Source organism: Hymenobacter nitidus (assembly GCF_020447315.1).
GTDB lineage: Bacteria > Bacteroidota > Bacteroidia > Cytophagales > Hymenobacteraceae > Hymenobacter > Hymenobacter nitidus.
Genome location: NZ_JAJADQ010000003.1, coordinates 111,874 through 125,048 on the forward strand (window position 1 = coordinate 111,874; position 13,175 = coordinate 125,048).

The window sequence follows — 13,175 nt, forward strand, 5'->3', positions numbered from 1 at the left end:
GCCTTGCCCGCCTATGGAAGCTCAAGCCCCCACCCAACTCGAAACCGGCACCTACGAAATCCTGCGCAACCGCCTGCAGAAAAGCAGCACCGACCTGCGCCAGCGCCTGGATACGCTGAACGCGGAGCGTAAGCAGGTGTTTGGGGCCGTGGATACCCGCCTGCTAGGCACCGGCCGCATTACCACCGAAAACAACTGCGTGCCCTGGGACATGGTGCCGGTGGGACAGCGGTTCATCTTCGGCTACAACGTGGTGCTAGGGCTGAAAGCCGAGCCGGATCTGGCCGACGTGTTTGGGGTGTACGAGTACGCCGAGCACGACTTCCGGCCCCTGGGCCTGGAGCTGCTGCAGAATCCGCAATTTCTGGAGGAGTTCCGCAACCTGTACCGCTACTACAAGAACACCCAGTTCGTGAAGTTCGCCGTCATTGGCGTGCACCTGTTCATGGTGTTTCGGGTGGGCAAGAGTGCCTCGGATGTGAAGACGTTTAAGTGGCTGATCCAGGGCGACACGCTCACGTACGTCGACAACCGCTCCGACCACGAGTACACCTTTCCGCCCCAGCACGAGTTCCAGTGGAAGCGTGCCACCCGCGACATGCAGCGCGGCGGCAAGCACCCCCACATCAGCATCGAGGACAAGGTGTTTGTGGAAACCATCAGCGGCGACCTGACCATCAAAGTTGAGGACAACACCAGCACCGGCCACGGCATTTTGAGCGAGCCAGTCGATAACAAAGACCAAACGCTGGACGACTCGGAAATCTACTTTGCCGCCATTGGCAACCTGATTCTGCTCAAGATCCGGCCCTACCAGGAGCAGACCTATCGTTACTTCATCTTCAACCACAAGCTTAAAACCGCTCAGCGCCTCGATGCCCTGGCCGATGCCTGCGTGCTGCTGCCCGACGGGCAGGGCCTGATTTTCCCGCACGGCTTCTACCTGCAAACCGGCGACAATAAGTTGTTCGACAACGGGCTGCGGGAGATGCTGTTTGAGAAGCGGGTGGTGTCGCCGAACGGGGAGGATTTCCTGTACGTGTTCTTCAACAAGGACCACGGCACCTACCTGCTGCTGAGCTACAACCGCATTGCCCAGCGCGTCGATAACCCCATCGTGTGCCACGGCTACGCCCTGTTTACCAACGGGGAGCTGTGCTACTTCCGGGCCGACGACGAGCCCAAGAAGCACCACGCCGTGCAGATCTGGCAGACGCCCTACACGGCCCCCGATTTCCAGCTGCCCGTCACCTCCGATTCCTACCTCTACAAGCTGGGCAACAAGGAAATCGTGCGGGCCATGAGCGAGGTGCAGGAAGTGTTGACGCTGACCAGCAAGGACGACTCCTACGCCGGCCTCTACCTCGACCTGATTCGCCAGACCACTGCCCTCACCGACGCTTACCATTGGCTGCGCGAACCCGCCGCCCAGGCCCTGGCCGAGCCCCTGGGCGAAATCCGGCAGACGGCCACAGCGGCCGTGGAGGAGTTTGAAAAGGTGCAAAGCATCCGCAAGAACACCGCCCAGCAAACGGCCACCGTGTTTCAGAAAGCCGACGAGCTGACCGGCCGCATCCGCCGCTCGGCCCCCGATACCGTCACGGAGTTCGTGCAAATGTTGGGTGAGTTGCGCGGGGTGCGGGGCGAGGTAATTTCCCTCAAGGAGCTGCGCTACGTGGAGCTGCCCGCCGTGGAAAAGCACGCCGCTGACCTGGAGGCCCTGAGCAAGGAAGTGGCCTTGCAAACCGTGGACTTTCTGCTGAAGCCCAATGCCCTGGCGCCCTACTCCCAGCGCGTGCAGGCCATTGCCGACGGCGTAGAGCAGGTGCAGAAAACCATCGAAGCCGACCAGCGCGAGCAGGAAACCGCCGCTGTGGCCCAGGAGCTGGAGCTGCTGATTGAGGTGGTGAGCAACCTGCCCATCCCCGACCCGACCCAGACCACGGCCATCATCGACAACATCTCGACGGTGTACGCCCGCTTCAACCAGATTCGGGCGGCGCTGAAGCGGCGGCGGCAGGCCCTGGCTGGCACCGAGGCCCAGGCCGAGTTTACCGCCCAGCTCAAGCTGCTGGAACAGGCCCTGACCAACTACCTCGACCTCTCGGACACCCCCGCCAAGTGCGACGAGTACCTGACCAAGCTCATGGTGCAGCTCGAAGAGCTGGAAGGCAAATTCCCCGATTTCGACCAGTTCATTGAGCAGCTCACCACCCGCCGCGAGCAGGTAGTAGAAGCCTTCGAATCCAAGAAAACGGCCCTGGTAGCCGCCCGCAACCAGCGCGCCACCGCCCTGCTGCAAAGCGCCGAGCGGCTGCTGAAGGCCGTGCAAAGCCGCCTCACCCGCCTGGAATCGGTGGCGGATATCAACGGGTACTTTGCCGCCGACGTGATGGTGGAGAAGGTGCGCCAAACGGCCCAGGAGCTGATTAACCTCGGCGACTCGGTGAAGTCGGATGATGTGCAGAGCCGACTGAAAACCCTGCGCGAGGACGCCGTGCGCCAGCTCCGCGACCGGGCCGACCTCTACGCCGACGGCGGCCAGACCCTTAAGTTTGGTCCCCACGCCTTTACGGTGAACACTCAGCCGTTGGAGCTGACCGTGGTCCTGCGCGACGGCGACCTGCACTACCACCTCACCGGCACCAACTTTTTCCAGAAGATAACCGACCCGGCCCTGCTGGCCTCCCGGCCCGTCTGGGAGCAAACCGTGGTGTCGGAAAACCAGGACGTGTACCGGGCCGAGTTTCTGGCCTGGCGCATCCTGCAGGCCGCCCAGCACCCCGCGCCGGCCAACCCGGAAGCGGGGCACGCCGCCGTGCTGTCCGTACCCGAGCTGGGCCACCTGAGCCCCGCCGAGCTGCTAACCTACGTGCAGCAGTTTATGGCTGCGCGCTACCAGGAAGGCTACCTCAAAGGCGTGCACGACCACGACGCGGCCTTGCTGCTCACGGCCCTGGTGCGCCTCACCCGCACCGCTGACCTGCTCCGCTACCCCGCCGATACCCGTGCCGCCGCGGCCCTCTACTGGCTGCGCTTCGCCGACCCCGACCAGCGCGCCCACTGGGAGCGGCAGCTCCAGGGCATCGGCGTACTGCTCCAGGTCTTCCCCGATTCGCAGGAGTTCGACGAGCTCAAAACCGAGCTGCAAACGGCAGCAGACCATTTCGCGGAGCAAACCGGCCTCTTCACCTCTCCTCAGGTGGCGGAAACCGGCGACTACCTCTTCCAGGAGCTGACTCACACCGGCACCTTCATCATTGCCGCCGAAGCCGCCGAGCTGTACCAGCAGTTCCAGAAGCAGCTGCACGAGCGCCAGGCCACGGAGCTGTTCCAGCAGTCGGTGACGGGCCTCCAGGACCAGCCCGCCGCCCAGCTCCCCCTGATCCGGCAGTGGCTGCAGGCCTACCTGCGCCAGGCGCCGGCCGCCGCTACGCTCTCCGATTTCTGCAACGAGTGCGCCGTGCTCTTGCTCACCGGCACTTACGATTCGGCACGGGTGGTGCATACGCCCCTGCGCGAAACGCTGGCCGACTTCCAAGGCACTCACGCCCGCCTGGCCGACGACCGGACCTACCACCTCAACTTCCCCGATTTCCGCCGTCGCCTGCTGCACTACGACCGCGCCACGGTAACCCAGTACGAGGCGTTTCAGGAGGTGAAAAAGCAGCTGCTGGCCCGGGCCGCCGAGGACATGCGCCTGGAAGATTTCCGGCCCCGCGTGCTCACGTCGTTCGTGCGCAACCGCCTCATTGACCAGGTGTATTTGCCCATTATTGGCGCCAACCTGGCCAAGCAGATCGGGACGGCGGGGGAAGGCAAGCGTACCGACCTGATGGGTTTGCTGTTGCTTATTTCGCCGCCGGGCTACGGCAAAACCACGCTCATGGAGTACGTGGCCAACCGGCTGGGCCTCATCTTCATGAAGATCAACGGGCCGGCCATCGGGCACGCCGTGACGAGCGTGGACCCCGCCCAGGCTCCCAACGCCGGGGCCCGGCAGGAGCTGGAGAAGCTGAACCTGGCCTTCGAGATGGGCGACAACGTGATGATCTACGTCGACGACATCCAGCACTGCAACCCCGAGTTTCTGCAGAAGTTCATCTCGCTCTGCGACGCCCAGCGCAAGATTGAGGGCGTGTACCAAGGCCGCCCCCGCACCTACGACTTCCGCGGCCGCAAGGTGTGCGTGGTCATGGCCGGCAACCCTTACACCGAAAGCGGCGACGTATTCCAGCTGCCCGACATGCTGGCCAACCGCGCCGACATCTACAACCTCGGCGACATTCTCACGGCCGGCTCCGAAGACGCCTTCCGCCTCTCCTACCTCGAAAACGCCCTCACCAGCAACGCGGCCCTGGCCCGCCTCGCCACCCAAAGCCCCCAGGACGTGCCCGCCCTCATCCGTCTGGCCGAAACCGGGCAGCAGGACGGCCTCAGCTTCGAGGGCAACCACACGCCCGAGGAGCTCAACGAGTACGTGGCCGTACTCCAAAAGCTGCTCCGCCTGCGCGACGTGGTGGCCCGCGTGAATGCGGCCTACATTGCCAGCGCCGCCCAGGCCGACGCCTACCGCACCGAGCCGCCGTTCAAGCTGCAGGGCTCCTACCGCAACATGAACAAGCTGGCCGAAAAGGTGCGCCCCGTGATGAACGACCAGGAAATCGAGCAGCTCCTGGCCGCCCACTACGAAAGCGAGGCCCAAACCCTGACCAGCGCCACCGAAGCTAACCTGCTCAAGCTGCGCGAGCTGCTCGGCTGGCTCACCCCCGAGCAAACCGCCCGCTGGCAGCAAATCAAGCAAACCTACCTCGACAACCTGCGCAACTCCGGCGCCGGCCAGCTCCTGCAGATGCTCGATAAACTGGAGAATATTGCCGGTGGGTTGAGCGGGATTCGGGAGGCGCTGAAGCGGGAGTAATCTTCGGCATTAATTTTAAATTCCGAATATTCCTGTCGTTTGCTGTAAGTGCCTCATGTATGCCGTTAGGCAACAACCCGCATAACAAGTACCAGCACCTGAAGAAACACCGTTAATAAACCACCATTTTAGCAAGCAGCATCCATAGCCTAATCAATTGGGAGCGACTACTTATCCTGTCAAATCATGACGAGCCTGTTTACAAAAACGGTTACTATTCTCGCCCTTCAGCTTGCACTAAACAGTGCGGCAACCGCACAGAAGTGCGAAACATCCATCAAGATGCTCTACGACAAGCTGCACCTTGACTCACAAGCCAATCAGTACCAATACGAAACGGCCTTTTTCAGCTGCTTCCCAAACGATTTCGCCAGCTTTAATAATTTATTTGGGTGGGATGATAAAAAGGGTAAACCCGCCCCATTGTACCACAACAGTGAGCAATACGTCAATCTATTCTTTGCCTGCCAGCACATTCCCGTACAGCGAAAAGTTGATAAAATAGTTGCCATTTGTAAGCACGGCACCTGGGATGCTGACGCTATTAATTTTTTGCAGCAAAACACCCATAATTTCTTTCTAAAGCATCCGGCCAATTTCTTACAGGCGCTAAGACACCAAAAGCCGCAGGACGCAGAATCATTCTGGAGCTTCTACTTCGATTACGAATCTGACCATCACAGAGCCAAGGACCTGCAAGCTGTCAATGCGCTCGTCTCAAAAGATGACATAGCTATGCGCAGAATCATAAAGCAAGCCTATCAAGCACGAGTAAAAGCCTGGACTGTTCATTAGCAGGCCCGGGCAGTACTGAGGCTTTACTTTTACACTAATCTTCCCTTTGGCAACTGCTAGGGCATTTTTATTAGCATGTATACCAAGGCCCATCATTGTTACTAGTGCCTCATACACGACAACCTCCCCACTCCGGCCCCACCCAGCTCCTGCAGATGCTCGACAAGCTGGAAAACATTGCCGGCGGGCTTGAGCGGGATTCGGGAAACGTTGAAGCGGAAGTAACTAACTTAAGCAATGACTCTTTTTGATAGTGTCCTGACCTACCTGGCAACGGTTGATTCAGACCTGCTGATCTGCTTTCTGGTAGGCCTTGTTTTCATCCTGGTGGGGGAATTGATAAAGCGGCAGTACGCCCATTTCCAACAGCACGGGATTCCCGCGCAAGGAATCATCCTCGATTTTCGGGGCACCGGTGACAACCGGCGCTGCGTGGTGCGCTTCGTTACCCAGGATTTGCGCTGGATTACCGAGGAAAGCTCCGACCTCAATTATGCTCAAGGCGAGGAAGTCCCGGTGCTGTACAATCCCAGTAATCCGAGTGACTTTATTATTGGCTCCCCCCACGAAACCAAGCCGTTCTTTCTCTTCACGGTGGTCGGGTTGCTACTGATTGCGTATGTCGTGTACATGCTTCTCAGGTAGCTATTCAAGGCCACATTCTGCCGTTGCTCACTTAGAAAGAGCCTAGCTTGCGGGCAACGCCGGCCCTACTTTTAGCCGGCTACAGGCTTGGCATCCACACGCCCCGGCCCTACCTTGCTGCCCAGCCAAACCCTTCTTCCGCATGGGCAAGCAATACCCCGCCATCAGCGCCGACATTCAGGTCTTTATCGAACGGCAGCACGTGTTCTTCGTGGGCACGGCCGCCGCCGATGGGCGCGTCAATATTTCGCCCAAGGGCCAGGATACCCTGCGCGTGCTGGGCCCCAACCGCGTGGCCTGGCTGAACCTGACCGGCAGCGGCAACGAAACCGCCGCCCACCTGCTGGAGGTCAACCGCATTACGCTGATGTGGTGCGCCTTCGAGGGTCCGCCCAACATCCTGCGCCTCTACGGCACGGCCCGCATCTACCACCCGCGCGACGCGGAGTGGGCCGACTTGCTGCCCCTGTTCCCGGCCCTGCCCGGCGCCCGGCAGATCCTGGTGGTCGACGTGGACCTGGTGCAAACCTCCTGCGGCATGGCCGTACCCTTGCTCGATTACCGGGCCGAGCGCAACCAGCTGAACGACAACATGGACAAGCGCGGCCCCGAGCAGGTGGCGCAGTACTGGCACACCCGCAACACCCGCAGCATCGACGGCAAGCCCACCGGCATCTGAGGTGGGTACCTGGAAGAAGCTTGCGGCATCCCTCTTTCCGCCGTCGGGTAGCTAGCCCACAAGAAAATGCCCCGCAACTCACGTCACGGGGCATTTCTGCAGGGTTATTTGTCAGGCTAAGGACGGTGTAACGCGCACTTGGTAGCGCGCGTGCCCCGCGCCGATTGAATCGTTCTGCCCCGCGAACTACACAGTTTGCGCTACTGCTACCGTTACGGCAGGCCTTTGCCGCCGGCGGCGCCATACACCTGGCCAGTGGCGTAGCTCGCCTGCGGATCGGCCAGCTGCACGTAGATGGAGGCCAGCTCCACGGGTTGCCCAGGCCGCATCATGGGCGTGTCGCCGCCGAATTTCACCAGCTTTTCCTGGGTGGCCCCGCCGCTTACCTGCAGGGGCGTCCAGATGGGGCCCGGCGCCACCCCGTTCACCCGGATTCCCTTCGGGGCGAGCTGCTTGGCCAGAGAGCGTACGTAGTTCGAGGTGGCCGCCTTGGTCTGGGCGTAGTCGTACAGGTCTTCGGAAGGGTCGGTGGCCTGCTCGGAGGTGGTGCCGATGATGGCCGAGCCCGGCTTGAGGTGGGGCAGGGCGGCCTTGATAATCCAGAACGGGGCGTACACGTTGGTTTTCATCGTGGCGTCGAAGTCCTCGGTGGTCACGTCCAGAATCGACTTGCGGGTTTGCTGCCGGGCCGCGTTGCTGACCACGATATCGAGCCCGCCCAGCTGGCGCACGGTTTCCTCGACCAGCTTCTTGCAGAAGGCTTCCTCGCGCAGGTCGCCGGGAATAGCCACGGCCTTCTGGCCGGCCGCCTTGATCAGGGCAATAACCTCCTTGGCATCGGCTTCCTCGGCCGGCAGGTAGTTGATGGCCACATCGGCGCCTTCGCGGGCGTAGGCAATAGCGGCGGCCCGGCCCATGCCCGAGTCGCCGCCCGTAATCAGGGCTTTGCGCCCCTTCAGGCGGCCCGAGCCCTTGTAGCTTTTCTCGCCGTGGTCGGGTTTGGGGTCCATCTGGCTGGCCAGCCCCGGCCAGGCCTGGCTCTGGCTCTTAAACGGCGGCTTGGGGTAGGCTGTGGTGGGGTCCTTTAGGGGTTCGGCCGCGGCTGTTTCGGCCATGCTGCCGCCGCCTTCCGCGCCCAGCACCGGGCCCACGGCCGCTACGGCCAGACTGGCCCCGAGCCCACTGATTACCTGTCGGCGGCTAAGTTTATTTTCGTCTTTCATAGTGATAGAGCGTTTAGGTTGTCTTTCCCTTACGTGCGGAGCCCGCGCCGTAGTTACCCCTACTCGCCCACCACCCGCTCACCAGGCATGAACGCCGATTTCAGACCGTTTAAACCGTGTTTTCTCTGTCATCCTGAATCTGACGTCCACGCAGTGAAGGACCTTACCACGCCAGAACGAAAATCGTTGTTACGACTCGTGCTAACGTGACAAGGTCCTTCACTGCGTGGACGTCAGATTCAGGATGAGACGATAAACAGGATGACCGCCACCGCCGGGCTTACCCTTACTTCTGGGTGGCGGCCCAGGCGTCCATCGTTTTTTCGGCAATGGCCAGGGGCATGGCGGCGTTGGCCAGCAGCTGGTCGTGGAAGGCGCTGAGCTTGAACTTGGAACCCAGCTGCTTCTCGTACTTGCGGCGCATCTCCATGATTTTCATCTGGCCGGTTTTGTAGGCCAACGCCTGCCCGGGCCAGGCCATATACCGCTCGATTTCGGCTGTGGCGGCCTGCTCGTCGATGGCGCGGTTGTCCATCATGTACTTGATGGCCTGCTCGCGGGTCATGTTCTTGGTGTGCATGCCCACGTCTACTACCAGCCGGATGGCGCGGTGCATTTCCCCGTTCAGGGCGCCCATGCGCTGGTAGGGGTCGGTGTAGAGGCCCAGCTCCTTGCCCAGGCTCTCGGTGTAGAGGGCCCAGCCCTCGCTAAAGGCGCTGTAGAAGGCGTAGCGGCGGAACTGGGGCAGCTTCTCGTTTTCCTGCTGCAGGGCAATCTGGTAGTGGTGGCCCGGAATGGCCTCGTGCAGAAACAGCGACTCCATGCCGCGCGTCACGTTGTACTTGGTGGCGTCGATGATGGGCACGTAGAAGATGCCGGGGCGGGAGCCGTCGGCCAGGCCGCGGTTGTACTGGGCCGAGGCCGAGGCGGCGCGGAAGGCTTCGGTCTGGCGCACCTCGAAGCCGGTGCGGGGCACGCGGCCAAACATCTTCTTCAGGTTGGGGTCTATCTTGGCCTGAATGCCGCGGTACACGTTCAGCACTTCCTCCGGCGTTTTGAAGGGCATGAACTTAGGGTCGGTGTTCAGGTAGGTGAAAAAGGCATTCAGGTCGCCCTTAAAGCCGGTTTCCGTCTTGATCTTCTCCATCTCCTGCCGGATGCGCTTCACTTCCGAGAGGCCGGTCTGGTAGATTTCCTCCGGCTTTTTGTCCGTAGTCGTCCAGAACTTCACGGCGTAGCGGTACATATCGGCCCCGCCGGGCACGGCCGAAATACCGGTCGTGGGGCGGGCTTTGGGCAGGTATTCGTTCTTGAGAAAGTCGTGCAGCTTCTGGTAGGTCGGCGCCACCTGCTCCCGGATGGCCTGCTGGTAGGCAGCCGCGAGGCGCTGCTGCTCGGCGGCCGGCACGGCGGCCGGAAACTTGCTCACCGGGCCGTAGAAAATGCTCTTGCTGGGGTCCTGCGTGACGAGGGCTTGCAGCTGGGGCAGCATTTTCTCGACCAGCGGCCGGGGCATCACCACGCCGGCCCGCATGCCGCGCCGGAAGTTGCTGATGGCCGTATCGGCCCACACCGGGTAGGCCCGCACCCGGCTCAGCCAGTTGTCGTAATCCTGGGTGGTTTTGAAGGGCTGGTTGCCCGAGCCCGCACCCAGCTGGGCCAATGAAATAGGCAGGCCGCTGAACTGGGTAAATGGCATCATCCAAGAGTTCTGCTTGAGCCCTTCCAGGCGCATCTGCATCTCGTAGAGGAAGATGTCGTAGCTCACCCGGTCGTTTTCCGACAGCTTCGTGCGGTCAAATTTTTTGGCCTGGTCGAGGTACTGCTGGAAAAACTGGCGCTGGGTCGCGCGGTACGCCACCGTGCCATCGTTGGGCAACTGGTCGTTGTAGCGGTTGTCGCCCTGCGAAGTAGCTTCCAGCGGAAACAGCTTGGCGCGCTCGTCCCAGTACTTCTCGAACATGGCGGCCAGCTGCGGCGAATCGGCGGCGGTGGGCGCAGTGGTATGGCTCGTCAGAGTGCCCAGCAGGGCGGCAGCCAGGGCCGCCGACAGAAACAAGTGTTTCACGGAGAGGAGTTCGGGTTGGTGGAGGCTAAATGTAACGCCATTTGGGCTTGGGGTTGCAGGGAAGCCGCCCCCGAAACTTTCTTTTCTGCGGATGAGCTGATTTCGGGGTACCTTTAGGGGGCTGACTGCGCCCGATTTGTTGCGCTGTTTTTTTCGCCTCTTCCCTCCTGCTGATGAAACACTTTTTACTCCTGGCCCTGCTGCTCTCCAGCCTGGGCGCCCGGGCCGTGCCGCTCACCTTCCGCGTGGATATGCGCCAGCAGACGGTAGCGGCCAGCGGCGTGTACGTGGCGGGCAACTTCCAGGCTGCTGCCGGCTTTGCTGGCGACTGGAACCCGGCCACTACCCGCCTCACCGACGCCGACAACGACCAGATCTACGAAGTGACGGTGAACGTGCCCGCGGGCGTGTACCTCTACAAGTTCGTGAATGGCAACACCTGGCCCGGGGCCGAGCTGCCCTCGACTACCTGCGGCGTGGCCGATGGCAGCAACGTGAACCGCCAGGTAGTGGTGGGCGGCAGCGCCGTGCGCCTGCCCGCCCCGGCCTTCGGTGGGTGCAATACCCAGGTGACGTTTGCCGTAAACATGCGCGGGCAGACCGTGTCGCGCAACGGGGTGCACGTAGTTGGCAACTTCCAGCCCCTGGCCGGCTACGGCACTGAGGGTGATGCCAGCGCCCTGCCCCTCTCCGACGACAACGGCGACGGTATCTACGAAGCTCAGATTTCGTTGCCCGGCCCCAGCCGGTTTCTGTACCGCTTCGTGAACGGCAACACCCTGGCCGGGGCCGAAGCCGTGCCCGCCGCCTGCGGCCCGGCCGATGGCGCCGGGGTGCGGAATCGGGTGTTCGAAGCTCCTGCCGCCGTAAACATGATGCCGGCCGTGTGCTTCGCCACCTGCCAGACCTGCGCGCCGTCCCTGACCGACTACAGCACCCACTGGTGGAACGACGCGGTGTTCTACGAAATCTTCGTGCGCAGCTTCTACGACAGCAACGGCGACGGGCAGGGCGACTTTGCCGGCCTCACCCAGAAGCTCGACTACCTCAACGACGGCAACCCGGCCACCACCACCGACCTGGGCATCACCGGCATCTGGCTGATGCCGATGATGGAGTCGCCGAGCTACCACGGCTACGACGTGACCAACTACCAGGCCACCGAGCCCGACTACGGTACCATGGCCCAGTTCGAAGCCTTTCTGGCAGCAGCCCATGCCCGCGGCATCAAGGTTATTATCGATTTGGTACTGAACCACTCCTCCGACCAGCACCCCTGGTTTCAGCAGGCAGCCGGCAGCGCCACCAGCTCCTACCGCGACTGGTACCGGTGGTCGGCCACCAGCCCCGGTGCGGGCTGGCACCAGCGGGGCGGCAGCTACTACTACGGCTATTTCTGGAGCGGCATGCCCGATCTGAACTGGCGCAATCCGCAGATGAAGAGTGCTATGTGGGATGCCACGCGCTTCTGGCTGCAAAAAGGCGTGGACGGCTACCGCCTCGACGCGGTGAAGTTTCTGGTGGAAAACGGCACGGTGAATGAAAACACCCCCGAGACTATGCAGGTGCTCGAAGAGTTTCACGACGTGGTGCGCCAGGCCAACCCCAACGCCTTTACCGTGGGCGAAGCCTGGTCGAATACCGCGGCCGTGGTGCCCTACGTGCTAAATCAGCGCCTCGATGCCTGCTTCGAGTTTGACCTCTCGGCCGCTATTCTCAACAGCCTGAACACGGGCAGCCCGGTGCCGCTGCGCACCCAGCTCGACGTGGTGGACCGCGCCTACCCCAAGCTGCAGTACGCCACCTTCCTGACCAACCACGACCAGAACCGGGTGATGGATATGCTCGGCGGCAACGCGCTGCGCATGAAGCAGGCCGCCACGCTCTACCTGACCATGCCCGGCGTGCCCTTCCTCTACTACGGCGAGGAAATCGGGATGAGCGGCTCGGGCGTCGACGAGGAAAAGCGCAAGCCCATGCAGTGGACGGCCGGCCCCAACGCGGGCTTCAGCACCGGCACGCCCTGGCGCGCCCCGAGCAGCAACTACCCGCAGGTCAACGTAGCCACCCAAGCTACCAATTCCTCGTCGCTGCTCACCCACTACAAGCTGCTGATTGGCCTGCGCAACACCCACGAGGCGCTGCGCAAAGGCTACCTGCTGCCCGTTACGCCCGCGGCTCCTTCGCCGGCTCCTTCCCTACTGGGCTACGCCCGCGTGTACGGGCAGGAAGCCATTATTGCCCTGTCGAATCTGAGCGGCAGCGCGTCGGTCAACAACCCATCGTTGTCGCTGAGCGTGTCGACCTTGCCGGCGGGCAGCTACCGCGTCCGGGAGCTGATCTTCGGCCAGACGTTTGGTGATGTGACGGTGAATGCCCAAGGTGGCATCAGCAGCTGGACGCCGGCCCCGGGCGTGCTGAACCCGAACCAGACGTTGCTGCTGCACCTGGCGCCGGCCGTGCCCACGGCTACCAGCGGCTCGCAGGCCGGCTTCGCGGCCCAGCTCTACCCCAACCCGGCCACTACCCAGGTACGCCTGGCGCTAAGCGGCCCCGCCACGGCCACGACCAGCGTGCAGGTCTACGATCTGCAGGGCCGCCTGCTGCACACGGCCTCCTTTGCCGGCCGCCAGCACACGCTGAACACCAGCGCCTGGGCCGCGGGCATGTACTTCCTGCGGATTCAATCGGGCGCGGCAGTTTCTATGCAGCGCCTGCAGGTGGCGCGCTAACCACGGCTGGCGGCGCGGCTCTTACTTTTCCGGGTTACTTGCCACCAGTCATGGTCGTCGCCTAGTTAGCTGGCATCAGGGAGCCCACAAAACTCAACCAACATGCCCGTGC

The 13,175-nt window shown here is 62.2% G+C and carries 7 protein-coding genes; 5 read left to right on the top strand and 2 right to left on the bottom strand.

Features of this window, described 5'->3' with window-relative positions; all coding sequences use genetic code 11:
* Positions 1 to 13 precede the first annotated feature (13 nt).
* The 4 genes from LGH70_RS06705 (at position 14) to LGH70_RS06720 (ending at position 7,040) form a co-directional block, all read left to right on the top strand.
* Entirely contained in the window at positions 14 to 4,921 is a 4,908-nt protein-coding gene (locus tag LGH70_RS06705; protein WP_226183917.1) for a DNA repair ATPase, read from the top strand.
* Between the two features lie 186 nt (positions 4,922 to 5,107).
* The gene (locus LGH70_RS06710; RefSeq protein WP_226183919.1) at positions 5,108 to 5,716 is read left to right on the top strand and encodes a hypothetical protein; all 609 of its coding nucleotides are present in this window, start codon (positions 5,108 to 5,110) and stop codon (positions 5,714 to 5,716) included.
* A 237-nt stretch (positions 5,717 to 5,953) separates the two neighbouring features.
* A complete protein-coding gene (locus LGH70_RS06715) occupies positions 5,954 to 6,361 on the top strand; it encodes a DUF3592 domain-containing protein (protein ID WP_226183921.1) in 408 nt (135 codons plus the stop codon).
* A gap of 142 nt (positions 6,362 to 6,503) precedes the next feature.
* On the top strand, positions 6,504 to 7,040 hold the full coding sequence (locus LGH70_RS06720; protein ID WP_226183923.1) for a pyridoxamine 5'-phosphate oxidase family protein: 537 nt from the start codon (positions 6,504 to 6,506) through the stop codon (positions 7,038 to 7,040).
* A gap of 212 nt (positions 7,041 to 7,252) precedes the next feature.
* On the opposite strand, the gene LGH70_RS06725 is transcribed toward LGH70_RS06720, so the two are convergent.
* On the bottom strand, positions 7,253 to 8,263 hold the full coding sequence (locus LGH70_RS06725; RefSeq protein ID WP_284438444.1) for an SDR family oxidoreductase: 1,011 nt from the start codon (positions 8,261 to 8,263) through the stop codon (positions 7,253 to 7,255).
* A 286-nt stretch (positions 8,264 to 8,549) separates the two neighbouring features.
* On the bottom strand, positions 8,550 to 10,331 hold the full coding sequence (locus LGH70_RS06730) for a DUF885 domain-containing protein (RefSeq protein ID WP_226183925.1): 1,782 nt from the start codon (positions 10,329 to 10,331) through the stop codon (positions 8,550 to 8,552).
* 173 nt (positions 10,332 to 10,504) lie between these two features.
* Between LGH70_RS06730 and LGH70_RS06735 the strand changes: the two genes are divergently transcribed.
* Positions 10,505 to 13,063 carry an alpha-amylase family glycosyl hydrolase gene (locus tag LGH70_RS06735; protein ID WP_226183927.1) on the top strand — a complete coding sequence of 853 codons (2,559 nt, stop codon included), beginning with the start codon at positions 10,505 to 10,507 and terminating at the stop codon, positions 13,061 to 13,063.
* The last annotated feature ends 112 nt before the right edge of the window (positions 13,064 to 13,175 follow it).